The following is a 23,350-nucleotide window of genomic DNA, read 5'->3' as shown; positions in this document are numbered from 1 at the left end:
GCGGCGGCGGGCCGGCCCGCCGACAGCTCCCGGTGGACGAAACCCCCTAGAGTGGCGGACATGGACCTCGAGGAACGCCTGGCAGTCTTCATCGACTACGAGAACCTGGCGCTGGGCGCCCGGGAACACCTGGGCGGGATGCAGTTCGACTTCGGACCGATCGCCGACGCCCTCGCCGTGCGCGGGCGCGTGGTGGCACGGCGGGCCTACGCGGACTGGTCGTACTTCGACGAGGACCGGCGCATGCTGACGCGACACCAGGTCGAGCTGATCGAGATGACGCAGCGGATGGGCGCCTCCCGCAAGAACGCCGCCGACATCAAGATGGTGGTCGACGCCATCGAGATGGCCTTCGAGCGCGACTACATCTCCACGTTCGTCATGTGCACGGGCGACAGCGACTTCTCCCCGCTCGTCCACAAGCTGCGCGAGCTGAACAAGCGCGTCATCGGTGTCGGCGTCGAGAAGTCGACGTCGCGCCTGCTGCCGGCGGCGTGCGACGAGTTCCTCTTCTACGACCGCCTCGAGGGCGTCGAGGTGCCCGACGAGGACCAGGGTGCCCCGGCCCCCAAGCGCGGCTCGCGGGCGCGCAAGGCCCCCGCGACGACCGAGCGGTCCGGCACGCAGAAGGCACCGTCGACCTCGCGGCGCACCAAGGCGGCCGAGGCCGTGGCGGAAGCCGTGGCCGAGGCGGTCGCCGAGACCACCACCCCGGAGACGGCGCCCGAGCCCGAGGCCAGGCCCGCCACCCGGCGGCGCAAGAAGGCGGAGCCCGCACCGGCGCCGGTCGAGGCCGCGCCGGAGGCGGAGGCCGACGTGCCCGAGCCGGAGGACGACGTGCCCATGGAGGTGCGCGTCGCGCAGACCCTGGCCGACCTGCAGTCCTCTACGAGCGGGGCCGTGACGGCCTCCGCCCTGAAGCGCACCCTGCTGCGCAAGGACCCGACGTTCAGCGAGTCGGACTACGGTTTCCGCACGTTCGGCGAGTTCCTGCGGTTCCTCGCGGACCGCGGGTTCGTCGAGCTCGCCGCGGGCCCGTCGGCCGGCGACCCGGAGGTGTCGCTGCCGGAGCAGGGCGACACGGACGCCGCGTTCGCGCTGCTGCGCGACGTCGTGCAGGAGGCCAACGGCTCCGCCGCCCTGTCCGGCCTGAAGAACGCGGTGCGCAAGCGGCGCCCCGACTTCTCCGAGAAGGCGCTCGGCTTCCGCGGGTTCCTCCAGTTCGCGAAGGCGGCGGAGACGGCAGGCACGGTCTCGCTGGCCTGGGACGACGACGCCGACGACTACCTGGTCACCGCCTGAGCCGGAGGCGCAGCGCAGGGTGGGGGCCGAGGAACGAGGCACCCGCCCGGAGCGAAGCCGCAGGCTCAGGCGGCCACCAGAAGAGCCTGAGCCGGAGGCGCAGCGCAGGGTAGGGGCCGAGGAACGAGGCCGGAGGCGCTCAGAGCACCCCCGGCACCTCGCCCAGCCTCCGCGCGAGCTCGACGCCGTCCCGCCCGGCGACGGTCGGGACCGGCTCGCCGCCGGTAGGGCTCTCACCACTGCTCGGCGCGTTCCCGGCGAGCACCTGCTCGCCTCCGGTGAGCTGCCGGATCGCGACGGCTCGTACCCGGCCGGGCCACCGCCGCACGACCCGGTCGTAGATCTCGGGGTCACGCTGCCCGTCGTCGCCGACCAGCAGCCAGCGCACCTGCGGGAACCAGGACATCAGCAGGTCGAGGCTCGCCTCCTTGTGCGCGGGGCCGCTCCGGAACCAGCCGGTCAGGGTCGGCCCCCAGTCGGTGAGCAGCAGCGGCCCGGCCGGGTACCCGTGCCGGGCGAGGAAGGCCCGCAGCGTGCCGGCGGTGTTCCAGGCGCCGGTGGAGAGGTAGAAGAAGGTCGCGTCCGGGTGCGCCTCGCGCACGGTCCGGTACAGCTCGGCCATACCCGGCACCGCGCGGCGCGCGCTGGCGTGCCGCACGAACGTGTTCCAGGCGGCGAGCAGCGGGCGCGGCACCGCGGTCACCATGGTCGTGTCGTCCATGTCGCTCACCACGCCGAACCGGACGTCGTCGCCGAGCACCAGGATCTCGGCCTCGGCCCGCACGAGTCCGGGACCGTCCGGGCACTCCAGCACCGCGGTGCGGCTACCGGCGGACAGCGGCCCGGTGACGGGCAGCTCGACGTCGACGTAGCCGGCCCGGTCGCTGACGATCTCCGACATGTTGTCCCCGAGCCGCAGCACGACGGTCCGGTGCGGGGCCGGGACGGTCAGGAAGTGGCGGAACCCGCGCCGGGCGGCGCGGGCCCGCTCCCGTTCCGGGCCTGCGTGCCCGCGCGGTGCGAGCAGCACGCGCGCGAGCACCCGCACCCGGTCCGGCGTGCCGTACCCGGTGTACGTCTCCAGCCGGGGCCGCCAGCCGAGGTGGCCGAGCAGCCACCCCGCCGCGGCGTAGAGGCGGTCCTCCACCACCGCGGCGAGGTGCGGACGCTGCGAGGGATGCGGGGTCGGGGTGGCCACGTCCCGATTCTGGCGTACTACTGCCCGCCCATGCCCGTCGTCGCGACGCCCTGCACGATGCGCCGCTGGAACAGCATGAACACCACGAGCAGCGGCAGCGCCGCGATCATCGCGGACGCCATGTTCTGCGCGTACTGCACGCCGTAGGCGTCCTTGACGGTGGACAGACCCACCGGCAGGGTCATGAACTGCGGGTCGGTCGTGACGATGAACGGCCACAGGAAGTTGTTCCACGCGCCGATGAACACGAAGATCGCCACGGCCACCAGGATCGACCGCGACAGCGGCAGCACGATGGTCCAGAACAGCCGCCAGGAGTTGGCGCCGTCGATGCGGGCGGCGTCGAGCAGCTCCTGGGGTATGGCGTCGAAGAAGCGCTTGAGGATGAAGACCATGACGGGTGCCACCACCTGCGGCAGCACGATGCCCGCGAACGTGTCCACGAGCCCGAGCACCTGCATCTCCCGGAACAGCGGCACGATGAGGATCTGCCCGGGCATCATGATCGCCGCGAGCGTGAGCCACTGCATGAGCGCCCGGCCCTTGAAGACCGTCTGCGAGAAGGCGAAGGCCGCCATCGCCGAGATCAGCACGGTCAGCGCGGTGACGAGCACGGCGACGACCAGGCTGTTCCACATCCACAGCGGCAGGTCGCTGTTGCCGAGCACCTTCTGGTAGGCCTCGACGGTCCAGCCCATCGTCGGCAGCAGCGAGGCGGGCAGCGCTGCCTCCGCCTCGTGCTTGAAGCTCGTGATCGCACCCCACACGATCGGGACGAGCCACGCCGCGGCGATGACCACGAGCGCGGCGATCGCTCCGGCACGGGCCCAGGGCGAGGGGCCGATCGTCAGCCGGGTGAGCGCCCGGTTCTCGGCACGGGTCTGCTGTGCCTTCGCCCGGCGGGCGACGGCCATGTCGGCGACGGCCATGTCAGGCCTCCTTCCGGGTCGGCAGGAGCCGCACCAGCGTGAACACGAGGATCAGGGCGAAGAAGACGTACGAGATCGCGGAGGCGTAGCCGAGCCGGTAGTTCGTGAATCCCGTGTCGTAGATGTACTCGAGGATCGGCCGCGTGCTGCCGTTCGGACCGCCCGCGGTCAGCATGTAGATCTGGTCGAACACCTTGAGCGAGGCGAGCAGCTGGAGCACCAGGATGACGCCGGTGATGGTGCGCAGCTGCGGCAGCGTGATGGAGAACAGGCGACGCCAGCCGCCCGCGCCGTCGATGGTGGCCGCCTCGTACTGCTGCTGCGGGATGCCCTGCAGGGCGGCCAGGTAGAGCAGGAAGTTGAAGCCCACGGTCCACCACACGGTGACCCCGGCGATGGAGAACATCGCGACGTTCTCGTCGGTGAGCCAGCCGATGGGCTCCAGGCCGATCGCGGCGACCCAGGTGTCGAGCAGGCCGATGTCGGGCTGGAACATCCAGTTGCTCAGGTGCCACACGACGGCGCTGGTCAGCAGGTACGGCGCGAAGAACGACATGCGCCACACCCACTGCCCCGGCAGGCCGGTGTGCACGAGCAGCGCCATGACGAGCGCCACCAGCACGAGCGGCACGGTGCTGAGGATCGTGAACCACACGGTGTGCCAGAGCGTCTGCCAGACCTGCGGGTCGCTGAAGGCCTCGGCGTAGTTGGCGAACCCGATGAACTCGCTGCCGGTGCCGGTGAGGCTCTGGTTCGTGAAGCTCATCCACAGGCCGTAGAGCGTCGGCAGCACCAGGAAGAGCCCCGTCGCCACGGCGAACGGCGCGACGAACAGGTAGCCGGAACGGTCCCGCTCACGCAGGGACTTGCTGGTCGGACCGGTGGCCGCACGGGCCCGGTCCGCAGAGGTCCGCCGGCCGGACGCCGCCCGGCCGGGGACAGCGGTGACGCTGGCGTTCGAGACAGTCATCGTCGTCGTCCTCTCGATCAGGCGGGGTTGGGCAGGGCGAGGAAGCGGTCCATCTCGCTCAGCATCCGGGTCACGGCGGTGCGCGGCGGGGCCACGCCGGCCAGGGTGTCGGTCATGGCGTCGGCCATGCGGGTCTGGAAGTCGCTCCCGCCGCCGGTGAACCAGGCGTCGGGGTCGAAGACGGCGACCTCGGCCGCGGGCGCGTAGTCGCGCTGCGGCGTGAGCTCCTGGTAGGCGGGCTCGGCGACGATGGGCTGGTACGCCGGGATGTGTCCGGCGGAGGCCCAGGTCAGCCCCTCCTTCAGGATCCCGGCGAGCACCCGGTAGGTGGCCTCCCGGGCGGCGGGGTCGGGCGTGCCCTGCTTGGGCAGCACGAACGAGTGGGAGTCGGCGTAGTTGGCGGGGGTGTCGAAGATCGCCGGGAACTGCGTGGCACCGACGTCGGGGTTCGCGTCGCGGAACATCGGCAGGTCCCACTCGCCGGCGAACATCGCGCCGGTGCGGTTCGACATGAACCGTGCGGACGCTGCGTTGCCGTCCTGGTTCTTGGCGGCGACCTCGCCGTCCACCATCGCCTGGAGGAACTCGAAGACCTCGGCGGCGGCCTCCTCGTCGAGCGCCGCGGGGCGGCCCGGCGTCAGCTCGTACTCGCCGCCGTTCTGGGAGTAGAGGCCCCAGAACATGCGCCAGCAGCCGGCGGGGTCACGCTGGTAGCCCCAGCCGACGCCGGTCTCGCCGGTCACCTCGGCCATCGCGCGGCCTGCGTCGAGGAAGTTGTCCGCGCCCGCCACGGCATCGAGGTCGAGCAGACCGTCCGCCGTGGCGAGGCCCGCGTCCGCGATGATCGCCGGGTTGTTGAACATGATGTACGGGTGGGTGTCGAGCGGCAGGGCGTAGAGCTGCCCGTCGTACTGCGCCTTCTCCCACACCGCCGGCGCGAAGTCGGCCTCGGTGATCCCGAGCTCCGCCAGCGCGTCGAGGTCGAACGGTTCGAGCAGCCCGCCGGGCGCATACCCGGCGAGCCGTGACATGTGCATGACGGCGGCCTCCGGCGGACGTCCGCCGGACGAGGCCATGGCGAGCTTGGTGTAGTAGGGCGGCCCCCAGGCGAGGGTGGTCGACTGGACGGCGATGTCCGGGTTGGCCGCCGCGACGGTGCCGACCATCTCCTGCATGAGCGCGCCGTCACCGCCCGAGAAGAGGTCCCAGATCATCACCGCGGTCTTGCCCGCGCCCGCGGCGCTGGGTGTGGCACACCCGGCGAGCGTGCCGCCCAGCGCGACGCCTCCGGCGCCCACGAGGGCCGCCTTGAGCAGGTCGCGCCGGCTCATTCCTGCAGAACTGCCCGCGCGAAGGCGGGCACTCGACCCGGGCGCGGGGCTTCCTTGCCCCGCGCTGCCGCGTCCTCGAAACACGGTCATCATCGACCTCCCATGGTGCAACGTTGCGCTCCAACGTTGGATCACGATGGACTAGGCTGCGCGTCCCGTCAAGGGGCGAAGGGGCGGAAGGAAGTGAAGGGTTGTCGGAACGAACAGGCCGTCGGGTAGGCATCAAGGAGGTCGCCGCTGCCGCGGGGGTCTCCTGGAAGACCGTGTCCAACGTGGTCAACGGCACGGGCCGGGTGGGCGAGGCCACCAGGGCCCGGGTGGAGGCGGTGATCGCGGACCTCGGCTACCGGCCCAACCTGGCTGGTCGCCAGCTCCGGCGCGGCCGCACCAACACGCTCGCCCTCGCCGTGCCGTGGGTGCACGCCCCCTACTTCTCGGTGCTGGCGCACGAGCTGATCGACGTCGCGGGCGCCCGCGGGTACCGGGTGCTCATCGAGGAGACGCGCTCCTCGCGGGACACCGAGCTGGAGGTGGCGCGCGGCTTCGACGTGCAGGCGATCGACGGCATCATCTTCTCCCCGCTGGAGCTCACCCCGGCCGAGATCGACGAGGTCCGGGGCCCGGTGCCGCTCGTGCTGCTCGGTGAGCGCGCCGATCCCGACCCGTCGCGCGAACGCCGCACGGACCACGTGAGCATCGACAACGTGGCCGCGGCCGCGCAGGTCACGGCGCACCTGCTGGAGGCCGGGCGGCACCGGCTGGGGTTCCTCGGCGCCGAGCCGCGCGGCGCCGGCCGCACCGGTGCGCAGCGCGTCCAGGGTTTTGTCGACGCCCACGCCGCCGCCGGGGTCGACGTGGACGAGCGCTGGGTGCTCCAGGTCGACCAGTTCTCCCGGCCCTCGGGTGCTGCGACGGTGGAGGCGGTGCTGCCGCGGATCGACCAGATCGACGGGCTGGTCTGCGCCAACGACGAGCTGGCGCTGGGCGCCCTGCACGTCCTGCGGCTCAACGGCGTCCGCGTGCCCGCCGACCTGGCCGTGACGGGCTGGGACAACACCGAGGACGGCCGGTTCTCGAACCCGTCCCTGACCACCGTGGCGCCGGACCTGCGGGCCATCGCGGAGACCGCCGTGGACCGCATCCTCGCCCAGGTCGAGAAGCCCTCCGTCGAGCCGGTCGACGCGCTCGTGCCGCACCGCCTGCTGGTCCGCGAGAGCAGCCGCGTCTGACGTGGTGGGGTGGGGTGAGCGGGTCGTCGGCACGATCCCAGGTTGATACAACGTTGCATTCTTTCGCGAAGGCGTGTTGAATCGCCGCGCACCTGTCGTAGACGCAATGGAGCAGCTGATGACCTTCCTCGACCGCTTCTCGCCCGCCGGCGCGGCGACACCCACCGCCGTCCCGCGTCCCGAGTACCCCCGCCCGCAGATGGCCCGCGACCGCTGGCTCAACCTCAACGGCACCTGGCAGTTCGAGATCGACCCGGGCGACTCCGGGCTCGAGCGGGGTCTCGTCGAGCAGCCGCTGCGGGACGAGATCACCGTGCCCTTCGCCCCGGAGTCGCAGCTCTCCGGCATCGAGAACACCGACTTCCTGGAGGCGGTCTGGTACCGCCGCGAGGTCACGGTTCCCGCCGAGTGGGCCGCCGTGGGCGACGACCCGCACGTGCTGCTGCACTTCGGCGCGGTCGACCACGACACGACCGTCTGGGTCGACGGCACCGAGGTGGTGCGGCACCGCGGCGGGTTCACCCCGTTCACGGCCGACCTGCACGGCGTCGCGAGCCCGGGCGACACGGTCACCGTCGTCGTGCGGGCGCGGGACACGCGGCACGGGCCGCAGGCCCGCGGCAAGCAGAGCAACCGCTACGCGAACTTCGAGTGCAACTACACGCGCACCACGGGCATCTGGCAGACCGTGTGGCTGGAGCCGGTGCCCGCCACGCACCTGCGCCGCCCGCGGATCACGCCGGACCTGTCGAGCTCGGCGTTCGACGTCGTCGTGCCGCTGTCGGCGAACCGACGCGGGCACACGGTGGCCGTGACGGTGACCGATGCCGACGGCGAGGTCGCGAGCGCCACCGCGCGCGCCGACCTCGACCTGGCCCCGGCGCTGCGCGTCGTGATCCCCGCGGACCGGGTGCGCACCTGGGGTCCGGAGGACCCGCACCTGTACGGCATCGACGTCGAGCTGCGTGACGCGTCGGGCGCCGTCGTGGACTCGGTGCGGTCCTACGGCGGACTGCGCTCCGTCTCGATCGACGGGCACGCCATCCGGATCAACGGCGAGCACGTGTTCCAGCGCCTGGTGCTGGACCAGGGCTACTGGCCGGAGTCGCTCATGACGGCGCCGTCCGACGAGGCCCTCGCGCGCGACATCGAGCTGGGTCTGGAGGCCGGGTTCAACGGGGCCCGCCTGCACCAGAAGGTCTTCGAGGAGCGCTACCTGTTCCACGCCGACCGTCTCGGGTACCTGGTGTGGGGCGAGTTCGGCGACTGGGGCGTCAGCGGCTACGGCACGCCGCAGGACGGTCAGCGGCCCACGACGTCGTACGTGGCCGAGTGGCTGGAGGCGCTGCAGCGCGACTACTCGCACCCGGCGATCATCGGCTGGTGCCCGCTGAACGAGACGCACCAGGACCTGCACGACCGGATCACGCAGCTCGACGACGTGACCCGCAGCATGTGGCTCGCGACCAAGGCCGCCGACCCGTCGCGGCCGGTGCTGGACGCCAGCGGCTACGCGCACCGCGTGCCGGAGACCGACGTCTGGGACTCGCACCTGTACGAGCAGGACCCGGCGAAGTTCACGGAGCTGGTGGGCGGGCTGGCGGACGGCAAGCCCTACGGGAACGAGCGGGACAACGGCACGCCGATCTCCCAGCCGTACAACGGCCAGCCCTATTTCGTCAGCGAGTACGGCGGCATCTGGTGGAACCCGGAGACGGCGGCGAGCGCCTCGGGCAGCTCGCCCGACTCGTGGGGCTACGGCCAGCGCGTCGCGGACGAGGAGGAGTTCCACACCCGGTTCGCGGGCCTGACGGACGCGCTGCTGGACGACCCGCTCATGTTCGGCTACTGCTACACGCAGCTCACCGACGTGTTCCAGGAGGAGAACGGCATCTACCGGTTCGACCGCAGCGTGAAGCTCGACGTGGACCGCGTGCGCGCCGTGCAGGTGCGTCCGGCGGCCTTCGAGAAGCCGACGGACTGAACCCTCCGCCACGTGTCAGACATGCAGGTCAGCCGGGTGACCTGCATGTCTGACACGGCACCTTGCAGTTCTCTTTAGTCTTTTTCACCACATATCACCTCGTCCACAGAGGCGCTTGAGAGGTGCACAATAGGCCGGTGACGTACCGGTTCCTCAAGCTGATCCTCTCGCTGCTCGTGCTCGTGCTTCTGCGCCCGCGCGTCACCGGCCTGCACAACATCCCGAAGCAGGGCGCCGTGATCCTCGCGAGCAACCACCTGTCGTTCATCGACTCGTTGCTGATCCCGATCATGGCGCCGCGCCACGTGGCCTTCCTGGCCAAGGCCGAGTACTGGACCGGCAAGGGCATCAAGGGCCGGTTCTCCCGCTGGTTCTTCACCAAGATGGGCGACATCCCCGTGCAGCGCGACGACCCGCGCGCCGGGCAGCGTTCGCTCGAGGACGCGCTGGCCGTGCTCCAGCGTGGCGGCGCCTTCGGCATCTACCCCGAGGGCACGCGCTCCCGTGACGGCAAGCTGCACAAGGGGCACACGGGCGTCGCCTGGCTGGCCCTGACCGGCAAGGCGCCCGTCGTCCCCGTGGCGCTCCTGGGCACCGACAAGGTCAAGCCCATCGGCAAGATGCCGCGCCTGGCGCGCGTCGAGGTGCACTTCGGGCCGCCGATCGACCCGTCCCGCCAGATCGCAGCCGGCACCAAGCCCGCGCAGGCCCGGCGCGAGCTGACGGAACAGGTCATGCAGTCGATCCAGGCGATGAGCGGCCAGGAGCGCGCGGACTGAGCTGCCACGTGGCTCCCGAATGCGTCCGGCCCGCGGGTCACCTGGGTGACCCGCGGGCCTGACACGTGCGGGGTCAGAGGCGGGTGATCCGGATCGCGTCCGCGACCACGTATGCCGTGCCCTGGGTCCAGCGGCTGACGGCGACGACCGTGCGGGTGCCCGCCGTCATCGCGTAGGTGCCGAGCGAGAGCCAGGCGCCGCCGCCCGTGGACTGGTCCACGCGGACGGTCGAGGACCCGGTGCCGGTGTAGACGATGAACGGCGTCGACGTGTTGTACCCGGCGATACCGGGGAACCAGGCCTCGACCCGGTAGGAGCCGTTCGACGGGATGGTCGCCGAGAACGTCGCGAGGTCGCTCACCTCGGCCGGCGTCGCATAGCGGTAGTCGGCGCCGTACCGCTCGCCCGAGAACGAGGACGTGAGCCACGAGGAGCCCGCGGAGAAGCCCGCGGACGTGTTGTCGACGATCACGGACCAGCTCGTGCCGGACAGCGCCGCGGCCACCTCGGAACGGAGCTGCGGCAGCATCGAGTAGAGGACGTCCCCCGGGCAGGCCGTGGCCGTGTAGTCCCGGTGCCCGTAGATCTGGGTGGGCGCGATCCCGTACTGGTCGCAGATGTACGCGCACAGCTCCACCAGTCGACTCCAGAGCTGCGCGGGCGGCGTCGCGCTGGTGTAGGTGCCCTGGTTCTCGATGCCGATCGCCTGACTGTTCTGGCCGGGGGCGTGCGCACCCACCACCATGCCGCTGCCGTTCTGCAGCCGGGACAGCGAGCCGTGCCGGCCCTCCATCACGTACCCGCCGCGGCTCACCGTGAGGTGCTGCCCGGTGTCCACCCAGCCGTTGGCGAAGTGCCACTGCTGGATGTCCCGCGCGATCTGGTACCCGGCGGCCTGCGAGTAGTCGGTGACGTTGGCCGATGCGGTGTGGTGGATCAGGATCTTGTTCGGGTTGGTCGAGACGGTGTCGATGGTGCCCCGGGCCGCCGCCGCGCCCCAGGTGGCGCAGCTCGCGATGGTCGGCGCGGCGACCTCGACACCCGCCAGTGCTCCTGCGGGCGCGTCGGCCGGGGCGTCGGGGTCGGGCGCCAGGGACGGCGGGGCGTCGCCGGACCGGACGGCCGCCGCCCCGCCGGACAGGGGCGCCGCGGCGGCCGGGGCGGCTGCGGCCACGGTCGCGCCCGCGGCGCCGATGCCGAGCACGACGGCGCCGCGCAGCAGGTCACGCCGGTCGAGTGCGGCGTGGTCGTGGTCATGGTGATCGGTGGAGCTGGGGACGTGGTCGTGCACGGGTTGCCTCCACGGGTCGGTCGCGCTGGAACGTGCCGATTTCATCCGTAGTATCGGCCGACCGCACAGCTCCCCGATACATCACATCCGGTACATCAGCGCACGCTATAGGCCGCGCGCCGACCGGGCGCCGGGAGCACGCCGGTGTGGAGGGGACCGGCGTGTCCCGGCGCCCGGGTCGGGGCTCTCAGGACTCGATCGTCTGGTGGCTCTCGGACGAACCCTGGCCGATGGGCGTCGAGCCCGCCGCGTGCGCCACCTCGATCTTGCGGGGCTTCGCGTCCTCGCTCACGGGGATCGTCAGGGAGAGCACGCCGTCGGCGTACGAGGCCGAGATCCTGTCGAGCGCGAGACCGCGGCCGACCGTGAGCTGCCGGGCGAACGTGCCCGTGGACCGCTCGCGCACCAGCCACTGCGCGTCGGCGTCGGACCGCTGGGTGCGTTCGGCCCGCACGGTGAGGGTGCGGTCCTCGACCGAGACGTCGATGGTGCCGGGGTCGACGCCGGGCAGATCCATCGACAGGACGTAGTGGTCACCCGTGCGGAAGAGGTCCATCGGCATGGCGCCGGACTGTCGGGCGTTGCTCGCGAACGAGCTGAACAGCCGGTCCATCTCCTGGAACGGGTCCCAGTAGGTAGCCATCGCGCACCACCTCCTACGACGATGCGGCCCTGGCCCTTCCAGGGCCGCGCGATCGGCGACGGCCTGGACCGCCGCCTGGCTACAGCCCAATTCTGGCACTCTCACCCCGAGAGTGCCAAGCCCTGTCCGGTCGTGTCGCGGCGACCGGAACGGCGGGTCGCACGGCGCCCTCAGGCGGCAGCGCGGCCCGTCAGTCCGACGCGGTCCAGCAGGTCCAGGGCCGGGCGGTGCTTGTTGAAGGTGTACACGTGCAGGCCCGGCGCCCCGGCGTCGAGCACCTCGCGCGCGAGCGCCGCCGAGTAGCGCACGCCGTGCTCGTGCTGGGCCTCGGCATCGACGGAGCCGTCCGGTGCCGTGAGCCGGTCGAGGTCCCGCAGCAGGCCCGACGGCGCGGCCACGCCCGTGAGCTCCTCGACGCGGCGCAGCCGGCGCGCCTCCGTGGTGGGCAGCAGACCGGCCAGGATCGGGATGGTGACGCCGGCCGCGCGGGCCGCGTCGACGAACCCGGTGTAGGAGTCGGCGCGGTAGAAGAACTGGGTGATCGCGAAGCTCGCACCCGCCTCCTGCTTCTCCAGGAGCCGCCGCACCTCCTGCTCGCGCGTGGTGCCCGCACCCGGGTTGCCGTCCGGGAACGTCGCCACGGCGATCGCGAGCGGGCGGGCGGCCGAGCGCAGCGCGGCGCTGGCGTCCGCGGCGCAGCGGCGCTCGTCGACCTGGCGCAGCAGCCGGACCAGGTCGACGCTGGACCGCACGCCGTCCGACGGCGGCACCCAGTCGGGCTCGTCGCGCGGCGGGTCGCCGCGCAGGGCCAGGAACGAGCGGACCCCGGCCTCGAGGAACTCCTCGATCACCTCGGAGACGTCCTCCCGGGACGCGCCCACGCAGGTCAGGTGGGCCACCGGCAGCACAGGCGTACCCCGCAGCAGCGTGGCGAGCACCTCGCGCGACGTCGCCCGGTCGCCCCCGCCCGCACCGTACGTGACGGACACGAAGTCCGGCCGCGCGCCCACCAGCCGCTCGGCCGTCTCCCAGAAGTTCGGGGCCGCTTCCGGCCGGCGCGGCGGCATCAGCTCGAACGAGACGGTGGGGCGGTGCGTGGGTACCTCGGCGACCATGGCTGCTCCATCGAACCTGGCGTGAGCACCTTGCCTCCCTCGCACCGCGGCGGGTCGGCAGGTTGCTGCGGTGTCAGGGAGCCAGGACTCTCGACCGCTCTGGATGGGGTTCGCTACCATGCTAAGCGGTCGTCCAGCAATGGGACAGAATTCGTCCGACGGGCGAGACGGCCCGGTCCACCCCGCGTGGACCGGGCCGCCCGCTACTTCACGGAACCGGCCACCAGGCCGCCCACCAGGCGCTTCTCGATGATCATGAACAGGATCACCACGGGCACGATCGCCACGACGGAGACGCCGAACACGTAGTGCCACGACGTCTCGTACTGACCCACGAACTTGGTCAGCGCCACGGACAGCGGCTGGTTGCCCGCCGTGGTGAGCAGCACGAGCGAGGCCGCGAACTCGTTCCAGGACGCGACGAACGTGAACACCACGGCCGTCACGATCCCCGGCCAGACGAGCGGCAGGTTGATCCTGGTCAGCACGGCGAAGGTGCCCGCGCCGTCGAGCTGCGCCGCCTCGTCCACCTCCTTCGGGATGCCCGCGAAGAAGCTGTGCATGATCCAGACGGCGAACGACAGGTTGAACGCCGCGTTCACCAGGATCATGGCGGCCCAGGTGTCGAGGATCCCCCACGTGATGAACTGCCGGAACAGGCCCGACGTCAGCACCGCGGGCTGCACCATCTGGGTCACGATCACGAGGAACAGGAACACGAGCCGCCCGGGGAAGCGGAACCGCGCCGTGTAGTAGGACGCGGGCAGTGCCACCGCGAGCACCAGCAGCGTGGCGCACAACGAGATCACCAGGGTGGAGATCAGGTTCTGCAGCAGCGGCGTCTCGGGCGTCGACCACATCGTGGCGTAGTTCTCCCAGTGCCACTCCGTGGGGAAGTAGGTCGGGTCGACCGACCGGATCTCCGCCTTGGTCTTCACCGAGCCGAAGAACATGATGAGGTACGGCAGCAGGAACACCGTCAGCACCACGAGCCCGGCCAGCATCCGCAGCAGCAACGACCCGAGCGGCACCTGGTCGGCGGTGTACTTGCGCACCCGCCGCCCTCCGGACGGCGGCGGGGTGGCCGCACGCCGTGTCGTGGCCGTCTCCGTGAGCGCCGCCATCAGACCTCCTCCAGCGGGCGCACGACCCGCACGTAGACGGCCACGATGCCGATGACCACGAGGAACGCGATGACGGACAGCGCGCTCGCCAGGTCGATCTGCCGCTGGTTCTGCATGTACTTGAAGATCATGGTCATCACGGTGTCGGCGTCGTACCCGGGGATGGACCCGGTCATGACGCGCAGGATGGGCAGCGAGTTGAACACGTTGATGATGTTGATCAGCACCGCCACGGAGATCGCGCCCCGCAGCTGCGGCAGTACCACGCTGAAGTAGGTGCGCAGCCCGCCGGCGCCGTCGATCCGCGCGGCCTCGACGGTCTCGCCGGGCACCGTCTGCAGGCCGGCCAGGATCGTGTACGTCGTGAACGGCAGCGACACGAACACCGCCACCGCCATGGCCCACGCGAAGGCCGTGCCCGGGTGCCGGGTCCAGCCGTAGCCCTCCGGCGTGCTGATCAGCCCCACGTCCACGAGGAACGAGTTGATGATGCCGAAGTACGGCTCGAGCCCGTAGTGCACCACCAGCGTGGTCATGACCACGCTGGAGGCCCACGGCACGATGACGGCCATGCGCACCAGCCGGCGGCCCGGGAACGCCTTGTTCAGCAGGGCCGCGATCGCCAGCGACCCGAGCAGGGTGAACGCGACGACCACCACCACCCACACCACGGTGCGCCCGAGGATCGGCCAGAAGTACTGGAAGCCGACCACGGTCGCGAAGTTGCCGAGGCCCACTCCGCCGCCGTCGACACCGCTCTGGCTGATGTCACGGGTCGAGTTCCAGAACATCAGGCCCACCGGGAACAGGACCACGGCCGCGATGAGTGCGACCGCGGGCCCGATCCACGGCAGGGCCTTCACGAGGTCCTTCACGACAGTCTTCCGATCAGCCCGCGTCGACCTGCGCCTGGATCTCGGCCAGGACGTCCTTGGCGGACTTGGTGCTGTCGAGCTGGCCGAAGAGCGCCTTGAACGCGGAGTCCGCGGCGTTCCAGTCGGGGTTGGTGGTCGGGTAGAACTGCGCGTCGGGCAGCACCTCGAGGAATGGCGCGAGCGCCTCCTCGTCGGCGAGCTCCTCCGAGCCGGACACCGTGGTGGGCAGGAAGCCCTCGGCCTGGACCCACGGCACGTAGACGTCGGCGGTGTAGAAGTAGTCGAAGAAGGCGGTGATGGCCTCCTGCTTGTCGCCGTCGTTCTGGAACGCCATGAGGTGGTCCGCCACGCCCAGCGTGAACGGCGAGCCGTCCTCGGTGGGGATGGGGTGGATCGAGTACTCCAGGTCCGGGTTGTCGGACTCGATCTGCCCGACGCTCGGCGGCAGGCCCACCTGCATGCCGATCTTGCCCTGCACGAAGATGTCGAACAGCGGGCTGCGGTCGGTCGCACCGGCGTCGGCCTGCGTGGCGCCCTCGTCGATCATCGTCTTGACGAACTCGGCGCCCGGGAGGTTCTCGGGCGTGTCGATCGTGATCTGCTCGGCGTCGCCGAACGAGCCGCCGCCGCCCCACAGCCAGACGGCCGCCTCGGCCTGGGCCTCCTCGGAACCGAGCGGCATGCCGTAGCCGGCCACACCGCCCCCGAGCTCGGAGACCTTCTTGGCCGACTCGAGCAGCTCGTCCCAGGTGGTCGGCACCTCGGCGCCGGCCTCCTCCAGGAGCGCATCGTTGACGAAGAGCGCACGGGCCGACGCGATGAACGGCAGACCGTACGTGGTGCCGCCGACCTGTGCGTTCTCGAGGAACGTGGGCTGGAAGTCGGCGTAGGTCTCCTCGGAGGTGACCTCCTCGACCGGGTACAGCAGCTCGTCCTCGGCGAAGCCCGCGAAGGGGCCGCCGTTGTAGATGTCGGGTGCGTCGCCGCCCTGGATCTTGGTGGCGATGACGGACTCGAGGTTGTCCCAGGACTCCACCTGGAGGTTGACCTTGATGTCCGGGTTCTCTTCCTCGAACCCGGCGATCACGTCGTTCCAGAGGCCCTGGGTGGCGTCGGAGTAGCTGGGGACGAGCAGGTCGAGCGTCGTTGCACCGCCGCTCTCCTCCCCGGACGACCCGCCGAATCCACAGGCTGTGAGTCCCGTTGCCGTGGCCAGCGTGATCGCCATGATCCCGCCGAGCCTCTTGTACTGGGCCATGACCTTCCCTCTCCTTCGTGGTGGTGCAGGTCACGTTTTCACTAGGCCGCGTAATCTGTCAATGGTTCTAACAAACCTGTGACCTCCGGGTGACACACCGGTCATCAAGCCGTCGCGGGGCGCACCGCGGGCAGCGAAAAGGGCCGCAGCACGCGGCTGCGGCCCCTTCGACGACGCCCGCCCGACGACGACGACGCCGATCCGGTCAGCAGCCGCACCCTCCACCGCTGCGGCCCTGGAGGATCACGCCGTACCGCGGGACCGTCCAGGCGTTGCCCGCGTACCGCAGCTGCCAGGCCCCCTCCCGTGCCGGCACCACCGTCGAGATGTTCCCGCCCGGACCCGCGGTGAGCGTGCGCACGAACACCGGCTCGCGCTCGTCCTCGAAGACGCCGTCCGGGTCGCGGTAGAGCCGCACCGTGGTGTTCCGCACCGGGCTCCACGAGAGGTCCCCGTCGCCGCTGATGCGCAGCCACTGGAACTGCCCCGTGATCCGCGAAGGCCGCCCGTCCGTGGCCTTGGGGTTGGTGATCTCACCCTGGAAGCGCACGTCGCGCCGGACCGAGATCTTCTTCGCCCGGTCGACCTCGACGTGGTGCAGCACGAGCTTCCCGTCGGGCCGCTCGACGGCCGCCGTGTACTCGATTCCGACGGCGTAGAAGCCGGGGGTGACGCGGTTGGGCAGACGGATCTTCGCGAACCGGTCGCCGTCGGCGTCGAGGGTGACCGGGTAGCGGCGCACGTGCGTGGCGCCGACGCCCTGGAGCGTCACCTCGCCGTCGAACGACCGCAGCTCGCCGCCGGTCCAGCGCAGGTCGAGCTCGTACCAGAACGTGACGGGCTCGATCCTGTCGGTGGCCGCGTTGCCGGTGATCGTTGCTCCGGCGGCGGTCATCCGGGTCGTGACGACCGTGCCGTCGCGTTCGCTCGCATCGACGAGCGGCAGCGCCGCCTGGGCGGCAGGGGCGACCACGAGGGCCGTGACGAGCAGCACGACCGCGGCGGCCAACGCCGTCAGGCCCTGGCGCCACGTGGTGGGGTGGTACTGAGACATCTCGGTTCTCCCGTCCGTCGAGGGAGCCTGTCCCGGCGAGCAATCACTCGCCGTCAGGCCTCACCACCCGGTACGGACGGGAGAACCGGAACGTTGAGGCTCAGCGCTCCGTGGCGCCGATCATCGGCAGCCCGAACGAGAGCCCGACGGCCAGGATGCCGCCCACGAACAGATACGGCGACGACGCCGAGTCACCGATCGAACCGACGGCCATCAGCGCGAACCCACCCAGGAACAGGGCGAAGCACGCCACGAACCGCACCACCAGCGTCGCCGTGGGCTCCTGCTTCTGCCTGCGGGCCACCTCGAAGTTGCTCATGAGGGCAAATCTACCGTCCGGCCCGCGGGACGGTGACGGCCAGCCCGCCCGCGCGCCCGTTGACCGTGACCCGCACGGTGGCCTCGCCGGAGCGCAGCGCCGTCACCTCGTGGGTGGCGGGGTCGAGGGCGAGCACCGCACCGCGCGGGCACTCCCGCAGGGCGGCCCGGCCCCGCTCGTCCGTGACGCACACACCCTCGCCGCCCCAGGTCGCGGAGACCGGCCATGCGACCGGCACCTCGCGCGTCCCGTCCTGCAGCACGACGGCGCCGACCGCCCCCGACTCACCGACCCCGAGCGACCGCGGTCCGGTGACGGTGACGTTCTCGGCGCGTGTGCTGACCTCCCACTCCAGCCACGGATCCCGGGAGCCGGACGCCGTGCCCTGCGCCGGGCGGACGCCCAGCATCGACCACCCGGTGAAGCCACCGTCGGCCGGCGTACTGGCCGGGCTCTTGCCCGAGTTGCCGTTCACCAGGTACTGCACGCCGTCCTCGGTGCTCGCGTGGAACACGCCCACGTGGGAGCCGACCGAGGCGATCGACTTGCCGGACGTCGCCTCGAAGTCCTCGAACCAGCCGCGCAGCGTGTCCGCCTCCAGCCGGTCGGTGAGCCGGCTCGCCTTCGTGGGCAGCGGGTCGTCGAGCGGGTGGTGGGCGAACACCAGCACCCCGGTGACGGCGCGGTCGGCCGCGGCGTCGTCGAGGGCCTCGCGCAGCATCCGGACCTGCGCGAAGTCGGTGCCCAGCCGCCCCGAGGACGAGTCGAGCATGACGAGCCGCGTCGTGCCGCCGCGCCGGCCGGGCGCGGGCACGTCGAGCACACGGGTCCGCTCGCCGAACTCCGCCTCGAAGTTGGCGATCGAGCCGCCCATCACCTCGTGGTTGCCGGGCAGGTAGTACCAGGGGAAGTCCGCGTCCGCGAGCTCCTCGGTGAGCACGCGCCGGGCGAGGCCGAAGTCCTCGGGCGAGGCCTCGTCCACCAGGTCGCCGTTGATGACCAGGAGGTCAGGTTCGGCCGCGACGATCTCGGACAGTGCGTCCCGCGCCCCCGCCACCGCACCCGATCCCGGGTCGCGCGCGACGAACTGGGCGTCCGACATGACCGCCACCCGCAGCGGCGCGTCGTCGGTCGCACCGTCGGCCACGACGACCGGGTCCTCGACGCGCGGCACCTCGGGCGCGTCCACGGCGGGCGGCACCTGGGCCGCGATCGTCGAGAGCGTCAGCGCGCCCGCGTACTGCTCGCCCGCCGTGGTCTCCAGGGCACGGACCCGCTGCAACCGCAGCGGGAAGGCGACGCCCTCGGGCACGGGGAAGGTGACCTGCCGCCAGCCGGTCCAGGTGACCTCAGGGCCGTCGAGCTGCGTCACCACGCCGTCGCCCTGCCGCACCTGGAGCCGCAGCCAGGCGCCGTTCCCGTCGCCGTCCACCCACAGGGTCACGGCCCGCGGCGCGCCGGGCAGCTCACGCCCGCCCGCCGCGGCCTCCGGCAGCACGGCGTACTGACCACGCGTGGCCGTGGACCGCGTGAAGTCGTAGGTCAGGCGCAGGCCGGCCGCGCCGTCGTACCCGGCCGCGGCGGCAACCGAACCGCCCGGGGCGCGGTCGTGCGCCGACGTCCAGGCGGCCGCGTCGGCGAAGTCCGCGACCACGTCCTCCTCCAGGCTCACGGTCACCGCGACCTCGGTCGTGAAGGTCTCGCCGTCACGCCCGCGGACGGACAGCTCGAAGGTCGTGGCGCCCACGTCCGCGAGCGCCCGCACGGTGAAGGAGCCGTCGGCGGCGGGGACGAGCTCCGCCACCGGCTCGCGGGTCGCGCGCACTCCGGCGATCCGGGGCTCACCCGGCTCGACCGCGGTGACCCTGACATCGCGGGCCTCGACCGGCGCGGAGAAGCCCTGCGCGTCGTACCCGGTGAGCACCAGGGGTACGGTCGCGTCGCCGTTCTCCAGCCCGATCACCGGGGTGTCCACCCCGGTCCGGACCAGGTCGCCGAGCACCTCGATCTCCGTGCTGCCGGTGGCGAGGCCCCAGCGGCTCAGGGATGCGGCGGTCACGACCGCGGTACCGGGCCGACGTGCCGTGACGACACCGTCGCGCACCGACGCCGCCGACCCTCGGGCACGCCACGACGACGGCTCGGTGGCGACCGGCGCCATGACGTCGTCGTACCCCTTGCCGGTGAGGGTGCGGTGCAGGCCCGGGAAGACACGACCGGCGTCGGCGGCCGGGACGGTGGTGCGCACGTCGTAGGCCGCGACGCGGCCGGAGCCGGCGGGTACGAACAGGCCCAGGCCGTTCGCGTCGGCGCGCTCGTAGCCGTCGGACGGGCTGTTCAGGATGGTGGTGCCCGTGTCGCCGGGGAACCGCGCGACCATCTCGGTCGAGCCGCCGCCGTCGAGGTTGATCGCGTCGTCGGCACCGAGCTGGGCCATGAGCTCGCCCAGGTCGTAGAGGTCGATGCCGGTGCTGTGGGTCTGCCGGCCGTCGATCACGACGAGGTAGGCGCGGGTGCCCGACTCGTCGAAGCCGATCGCGGTCCGCGGGTGCCGCAGCTCCACGTGGTCGCCGGTCGCCGAGGTGACCTCGCCGTCCTCCAGCAGGGGGTCCTCGGTCCCGCCCCCGATCGCGACGGCGACCTCGCCCGCGTCCTCGCGCAGGCCGTACGCCACGTCCACCCGGTCCCCGGCCCGCAGGCCGGCCAGTGCGTCGGCCGCCGCACCGGGGCGGGCCACGACGGCACGCGTGCCGTCGGGAAGCTGTCCTGCGCCCGGCTGCCCGACGGCGGTCACGGTGCCGTCCGGACCTACCTGCACCTCGACGCCCTGCTCGCCGGACGCGAGCGGACGGGTCCGGGTGAAGTCGCCCCACGCGGCGTCGTACACGGCCACGCCCCCGGCGGGGAGCGCGGTGACGTTCAGGCCGTTCACGGGCACCTCGGCACCGGCCCAGCGCACCGACCCCTCCAGGAAGAGCTGCGCGAGCCGCCCCACGCCGTCCGACCCGATGGCCACGGACCGCTCGCGGCCGGGCGACGCCGACTTGAGCAGCGTCCCGTCGTCGACGGCGGCGCCGAGCGCGGCACCCGAGTTGTTGATGTCGAAGTAGTCGCCGTTGATGGCGGCCACGGCGCCGCGCGAGGCGGCCATCTGGGACACCGTGGCGTTGCCGGCGATGTGCTCCGGCCCGACGTAGCCGACCTGCACCTTTCCGCGCTGCCCAGCGTCCGCGGCGAGATCGGCCACGAGCACCTCGCCGCTCAGCCAGCCGTCGGCACTGATCCGTGCGAACCGGGTGAGCTCCAGGCCGGGCGCGATGCGCTGCTCCTGGCGCCGGGTGACGATCGCGTCGCCCTCGTCGTCGAGCGGTAGGTGGGTGACTTCCGGGGGATTCTCGGCGGGCCCGCCCGCCGGCAGCGGGGTGCTCGCGAACGGCGCCGGGGCGGCCAGCGCGGCGCTCGACCGGGGCACGTCCTCGGGGCCGGGGAGCGGCGCCGCGGCGGCACCCGCCGTAGGGCCGAGGAGGAGTGCGGCAGTAACTGTGCAGGTCAACGCGCTGGTCAAGGGATTGCGCGGCAGCGCCGACGGCGCTGCAGGCATGACTCGTCGCATGCTCGTTCCTTCTGGGGGCATCGGGGGAGCGTCCTGCGGCAGCGTGGCGCGGCGAGGTTATGACCCGGCGGCCGGAGTGTGAATAGCGCCCGAACCGCAACGTTGTTCGCTGAGCGCGAAACAGGGGCGAGTCCGGGTGACACTACGATGCGTTCGTGGCAAACACGTCCCCCGCCTTCGACCAGCGTCCTGCCCGTGTGCGCACGGACTGGGGCATCTCCGGCGCGCTCGCCCTCACTGCCACCGATGCGCGCTCGTCGCTCGTGGTCGTCGTGGACGTGCTCTCCTTCTCGACCACGGTCACCGTCGCCTGCGAACAGGGCGCGGGGGTCTACCCGTTCCCGTACCACGATCCCGCCGGCGCGGCCCGGCTGGCTCGCACCATGCGCGCCGCGCTCGCCGGACCCCGGTGGGAGGAGGGCATCAGCATCTCCCCCGCCTCGCTGCAGGACCTCGACGCCGAGCGCCTCGTGCTCCCGTCGCCGGGCGCGGCCCAGATCTGCCACACCATCGCCAACCGGGGCGCCCTGATCGTCGCGGGCAGCCTGCGCAACGCGAAGGCCGTGGCCGGGCTCGCGGCCGCGCACCTGGACGCGTCCGAGCGGCACGACGTCGTGCTGGTCCCCGTGGGTGAGCGGTGGCCGGACGACACGCTGCGTCCCGCGCTGGAGGACCACCTCGCGGTCGGAGCGATCGCGGCCCGCCTCACGTCGATGCTGCCCGGCATCAGCATCTCCCCCGAGACCGCGGCGACCGCGACCCTCTGGAAGGGCACCAAGGACGTGGTCGACTTCGTGGGCGGTTCCGCGAGCGGCCGGGAGCTGCTCGACTCCGGGTTCGCCGACGACGTCACCATCGCCACCGACCTGGACGCCACGGACGTGGTGCCGGTGCTGATGGACGGTGCGTTCGTGCCGCTCGGGCACCGGGCGGCCGCGGCCCGCAACCGGGTGTCGGCGAACGCCCGCTGATCAGGCGAGGTGGCGGCTCAGGGCCTCGATGATCTGGACGTCACCGTCCAGCCAGGGCACGTCGCCCAGCTCGCCGGCGCCGAGCCAGCGCAGCTCGTCGTGGTCCTCGAGCGGCGCGGGCGTACCCCGCACCGGAGTCGCGAACCAGACCCGCATCCGGTGGGTGGCGGTGATCGGCCACGCGCCGCCGTCGGACGCCGGAAGCTCCGCACCCACGGACACCGTCACGCCGAGCTCCTCACCGAGCTCACGGTGCAGCGCGTCGAGCGGGTCCTCACCCGGCTCCACCTTGCCGCCGGGCAGCTCCCACCGGCCGGCGAGTGCCGCCGGGGCCGAACGACGGGCGGCGAGCAACCGGGTGGGCCGGTCGAGGTCGTCCACGATCGCCGCGGCGACCACGTCGATGAGGGTCTCCTGCATGCCGAGCAGTCTCCCACCCACGGTGGGCCGGCGTGCGGCGCACCGCAGGGACGAGACCGGCCGGACACAGCACGGCGACGGCGCCTCTGGGGAGGGCGCCGTCGCCGAAGTCCTGTCCGCCTGAGCCGGCGGCTCCGTCTCGGCTCAGTCGGCGAGCTGGAACTCGTGAGCCTTCGCGATCGCCTCGGCGCGCGACGACACGCCGAGCTTCCGGTAGACGCTGCGGACCTGCGTCTTCACCGTGTTGCGGGTGACGTACAGGCGCCGAGCGATCTGCTCGAGCGTGGCGTCCTCGCTGAGGTTCGCCAGGATTACGCGCTCGCGGCGGGTGAGACTGGGCACACGGTGGTCTAGGGTCATCGCGCTCATGATCTTTTTCCTCCACACAGCGGCCGGTTCTGGGGTTCCGGCCTACGGATGCTGCTAAGAGGTAAAGCGCTCTGCATGGGGTTCATGACGCGGTTCTGACAGAGAAATCTGACCGTTACCGTTCCGAGACCAAGCCGCCCCCGGACACGCACCGTGGCGGTCCGGGGGCGGTAGGGAATCTCCGGGATCAGTTCCCGGTGTGCGCGGCGTACTCGGCGGCGGTGAGCAGCTCGCCCGTCCCGGTCACCTCGACCTTGAAGAGCCAGCCCTTGCCGTAGGGGTCCTCGTTCACGATCTCGGGGTTGTCCACGGCCTCGGTGTTGACCTCGGCGACGGTCCCGCTGACCGGGGAGTACAGCTCGGACACGGACTTGGTGGACTCGATCTCGCCCACCACGGAGCCGGCCTCGACGGTCGCGCCCACCTCGGGCAGCTCCAAGTAGACGACGTCGCCGAGCGCCTCGGCCGCGACGTCGGTCACGCCGATGACGGCAGGGGTGGACCCGTCCAGCCATTCGTGCTCGGTGGTGTACTTCAGGTTCTCGGGGAAGTCGGCCATGACAGCTCCTTGCGGTT

The 23,350-nt window shown here is 71.8% G+C and carries 21 protein-coding genes and 1 riboswitch; of the genes, 5 read left to right on the top strand and 16 right to left on the bottom strand.

The genetic code is table 11. The features are described from left to right. The first annotated feature begins 60 nt into the window (after positions 1-60). Positions 61-1,302: an NYN domain-containing protein gene (locus ACIG47_RS01320; protein ID WP_397429291.1), complete on the top strand. Its 1,242-nt coding sequence runs from the start codon at positions 61-63 to the stop codon at positions 1,300-1,302. Positions 1,303-1,441: 139 nt separating this feature from the next. Here ACIG47_RS01320 and ACIG47_RS01315 read toward each other — a convergent pair whose 3' ends face one another. The 4 genes from ACIG47_RS01315 to ACIG47_RS01300 are packed head-to-tail and all read right to left on the bottom strand — an operon-like array spanning position 1,442 to position 5,730. Further along, a complete protein-coding gene (locus ACIG47_RS01315) occupies positions 1,442-2,500 on the bottom strand; it encodes an App1 family protein (protein WP_397429290.1) in 1,059 nt (352 codons plus the stop codon). A 17-nt stretch (positions 2,501-2,517) separates the two neighbouring features. Next, positions 2,518-3,429 carry a carbohydrate ABC transporter permease gene (locus tag ACIG47_RS01310; RefSeq protein ID WP_397429289.1) on the bottom strand — a complete coding sequence of 304 codons (912 nt, stop codon included), beginning with the start codon at positions 3,427-3,429 and terminating at the stop codon, positions 2,518-2,520. Position 3,430: 1 nt separating this feature from the next. Further along, complete coding sequence (locus ACIG47_RS01305) at positions 3,431-4,399, bottom strand: carbohydrate ABC transporter permease (RefSeq protein WP_397412310.1); 969 nt, start codon at positions 4,397-4,399, stop codon at positions 3,431-3,433. A 17-nt stretch (positions 4,400-4,416) separates the two neighbouring features. Further along, positions 4,417-5,730: an extracellular solute-binding protein gene (locus tag ACIG47_RS01300; RefSeq protein WP_397429288.1), complete on the bottom strand. Its 1,314-nt coding sequence runs from the start codon at positions 5,728-5,730 to the stop codon at positions 4,417-4,419. Positions 5,731-5,921: 191 nt separating this feature from the next. On the opposite strand from ACIG47_RS01300, the gene ACIG47_RS01295 reads away from it, so the two are divergent. The 3 genes from ACIG47_RS01295 (at position 5,922) to ACIG47_RS01285 (ending at position 9,722) form a co-directional block, all read left to right on the top strand. Further along, positions 5,922-6,959 (top strand): LacI family DNA-binding transcriptional regulator, encoded by a 1,038-nt coding sequence (locus ACIG47_RS01295; RefSeq protein WP_397412306.1) that lies wholly within the window; start codon positions 5,922-5,924, stop codon positions 6,957-6,959. Between the two features lie 118 nt (positions 6,960-7,077). Further along, on the top strand, positions 7,078-8,943 hold the full coding sequence (locus ACIG47_RS01290; RefSeq protein WP_397429287.1) for a glycoside hydrolase family 2 protein: 1,866 nt from the start codon (positions 7,078-7,080) through the stop codon (positions 8,941-8,943). Between the two features lie 137 nt (positions 8,944-9,080). Further along, complete coding sequence (locus tag ACIG47_RS01285; protein WP_397412302.1) at positions 9,081-9,722, top strand: lysophospholipid acyltransferase family protein; 642 nt, start codon at positions 9,081-9,083, stop codon at positions 9,720-9,722. 73 nt (positions 9,723-9,795) lie between these two features. Here the strand turns inward: ACIG47_RS01285 and ACIG47_RS01280 are convergent, their stop codons facing one another. The 9 genes from ACIG47_RS01280 to ACIG47_RS01240 form a co-directional block, all read right to left on the bottom strand. Further along, positions 9,796-11,013: an N-acetylmuramoyl-L-alanine amidase gene (locus ACIG47_RS01280; RefSeq protein WP_397429286.1), complete on the bottom strand. Its 1,218-nt coding sequence runs from the start codon at positions 11,011-11,013 to the stop codon at positions 9,796-9,798. Positions 11,014-11,200: 187 nt separating this feature from the next. Further along, positions 11,201-11,656 (bottom strand): Hsp20/alpha crystallin family protein, encoded by a 456-nt coding sequence (locus ACIG47_RS01275; protein ID WP_397429285.1) that lies wholly within the window; start codon positions 11,654-11,656, stop codon positions 11,201-11,203. Positions 11,657-11,826: 170 nt separating this feature from the next. Next, complete coding sequence (locus ACIG47_RS01270) at positions 11,827-12,771, bottom strand: methylenetetrahydrofolate reductase (RefSeq protein ID WP_397429284.1); 945 nt, start codon at positions 12,769-12,771, stop codon at positions 11,827-11,829. A gap of 4 nt (positions 12,772-12,775) precedes the next feature. After that, a riboswitch (SAM riboswitch) is annotated at positions 12,776-12,881 on the bottom strand. 93 nt (positions 12,882-12,974) lie between these two features. Further along, complete coding sequence (locus tag ACIG47_RS01265; RefSeq protein ID WP_397412294.1) at positions 12,975-13,895, bottom strand: carbohydrate ABC transporter permease; 921 nt, start codon at positions 13,893-13,895, stop codon at positions 12,975-12,977. Next, complete coding sequence (locus ACIG47_RS01260) at positions 13,895-14,770, bottom strand: carbohydrate ABC transporter permease (RefSeq protein ID WP_397412292.1); 876 nt, start codon at positions 14,768-14,770, stop codon at positions 13,895-13,897. The genes ACIG47_RS01265 and ACIG47_RS01260 overlap by 1 nt, the downstream gene beginning before the upstream one ends. A gap of 13 nt (positions 14,771-14,783) precedes the next feature. Next, complete coding sequence (locus ACIG47_RS01255; RefSeq protein WP_397412291.1) at positions 14,784-16,028, bottom strand: extracellular solute-binding protein; 1,245 nt, start codon at positions 16,026-16,028, stop codon at positions 14,784-14,786. 205 nt (positions 16,029-16,233) lie between these two features. Then, positions 16,234-17,082 carry a hypothetical protein gene (locus tag ACIG47_RS01250; protein WP_397429283.1) on the bottom strand — a complete coding sequence of 283 codons (849 nt, stop codon included), beginning with the start codon at positions 17,080-17,082 and terminating at the stop codon, positions 16,234-16,236. Positions 17,083-17,182: 100 nt separating this feature from the next. Beyond that, the gene (locus ACIG47_RS01245; protein WP_397412287.1) at positions 17,183-17,401 is read right to left on the bottom strand and encodes a hypothetical protein; all 219 of its coding nucleotides are present in this window, start codon (positions 17,399-17,401) and stop codon (positions 17,183-17,185) included. 10 nt (positions 17,402-17,411) lie between these two features. After that, complete coding sequence (locus tag ACIG47_RS01240; RefSeq protein ID WP_397429282.1) at positions 17,412-21,014, bottom strand: phosphodiester glycosidase family protein; 3,603 nt, start codon at positions 21,012-21,014, stop codon at positions 17,412-17,414. A gap of 155 nt (positions 21,015-21,169) precedes the next feature. Here ACIG47_RS01240 and ACIG47_RS01235 point away from each other — a divergent pair, with 155 nt between their 5' ends. Next, complete coding sequence (locus tag ACIG47_RS01235; protein ID WP_397412283.1) at positions 21,170-21,985, top strand: 2-phosphosulfolactate phosphatase; 816 nt, start codon at positions 21,170-21,172, stop codon at positions 21,983-21,985. Here ACIG47_RS01235 and ACIG47_RS01230 read toward each other — a convergent pair whose 3' ends face one another. From ACIG47_RS01230 to gcvH, 3 genes are all read right to left on the bottom strand, one after another. Beyond that, positions 21,986-22,405: a (deoxy)nucleoside triphosphate pyrophosphohydrolase gene (locus ACIG47_RS01230; protein ID WP_397429281.1), complete on the bottom strand. Its 420-nt coding sequence runs from the start codon at positions 22,403-22,405 to the stop codon at positions 21,986-21,988. 144 nt (positions 22,406-22,549) lie between these two features. Further along, positions 22,550-22,774 (bottom strand): LuxR C-terminal-related transcriptional regulator, encoded by a 225-nt coding sequence (locus ACIG47_RS01225; protein WP_397412279.1) that lies wholly within the window; start codon positions 22,772-22,774, stop codon positions 22,550-22,552. Between the two features lie 187 nt (positions 22,775-22,961). After that, entirely contained in the window at positions 22,962-23,333 is a 372-nt protein-coding gene (gcvH, locus tag ACIG47_RS01220; protein WP_397429280.1) for a glycine cleavage system protein GcvH, read from the bottom strand. Positions 23,334-23,350: the final 17 nt, after the last annotated feature.

The organism is Promicromonospora sp. NPDC052451, from assembly GCF_044547525.1.
Classification (GTDB): Bacteria; Actinomycetota; Actinomycetes; order Actinomycetales; family Cellulomonadaceae; genus Promicromonospora.
This window is presented reverse-complemented; position numbering and strand designations above follow the sequence as displayed.

What these genes read in the sequence shown, in the direction of transcription:
- ACIG47_RS01250 (WP_397429283.1), bottom strand. Translation starts at nt 17,082, where the DNA reads ATGTCTCAGTACCACCCCACCACGTGGCGCCAGGGCCTGACGGCGTTG.
- ACIG47_RS01255 (WP_397412291.1), bottom strand. Translation starts at nt 16,028, where the DNA reads ATGGCCCAGTACAAGAGGCTCGGCGGGATCATGGCGATCACGCTGGCC.
- ACIG47_RS01310 (WP_397429289.1), bottom strand. Translation starts at nt 3,429, where the DNA reads ATGGCCGTCGCCGACATGGCCGTCGCCCGCCGGGCGAAGGCACAGCAG.
- gcvH (WP_397429280.1), bottom strand. Translation starts at nt 23,333, where the DNA reads ATGGCCGACTTCCCCGAGAACCTGAAGTACACCACCGAGCACGAATGG.
- ACIG47_RS01300 (WP_397429288.1), bottom strand. Translation starts at nt 5,730, where the DNA reads ATGAGCCGGCGCGACCTGCTCAAGGCGGCCCTCGTGGGCGCCGGAGGC.
- ACIG47_RS01290 (WP_397429287.1), top strand. Translation starts at nt 7,078, where the DNA reads ATGACCTTCCTCGACCGCTTCTCGCCCGCCGGCGCGGCGACACCCACC.
- ACIG47_RS01265 (WP_397412294.1), bottom strand. Translation starts at nt 13,895, where the DNA reads ATGGCGGCGCTCACGGAGACGGCCACGACACGGCGTGCGGCCACCCCG.
- ACIG47_RS01240 (WP_397429282.1), bottom strand. Translation starts at nt 21,014, where the DNA reads ATGCGACGAGTCATGCCTGCAGCGCCGTCGGCGCTGCCGCGCAATCCC.
- ACIG47_RS01275 (WP_397429285.1), bottom strand. Translation starts at nt 11,656, where the DNA reads ATGGCTACCTACTGGGACCCGTTCCAGGAGATGGACCGGCTGTTCAGC.
- ACIG47_RS01230 (WP_397429281.1), bottom strand. Translation starts at nt 22,405, where the DNA reads ATGCAGGAGACCCTCATCGACGTGGTCGCCGCGGCGATCGTGGACGAC.
- ACIG47_RS01245 (WP_397412287.1), bottom strand. Translation starts at nt 17,401, where the DNA reads ATGAGCAACTTCGAGGTGGCCCGCAGGCAGAAGCAGGAGCCCACGGCG.
- ACIG47_RS01270 (WP_397429284.1), bottom strand. Translation starts at nt 12,771, where the DNA reads ATGGTCGCCGAGGTACCCACGCACCGCCCCACCGTCTCGTTCGAGCTG.
- ACIG47_RS01305 (WP_397412310.1), bottom strand. Translation starts at nt 4,399, where the DNA reads ATGACTGTCTCGAACGCCAGCGTCACCGCTGTCCCCGGCCGGGCGGCG.
- ACIG47_RS01225 (WP_397412279.1), bottom strand. Translation starts at nt 22,774, where the DNA reads ATGAGCGCGATGACCCTAGACCACCGTGTGCCCAGTCTCACCCGCCGC.
- ACIG47_RS01320 (WP_397429291.1), top strand. Translation starts at nt 61, where the DNA reads ATGGACCTCGAGGAACGCCTGGCAGTCTTCATCGACTACGAGAACCTG.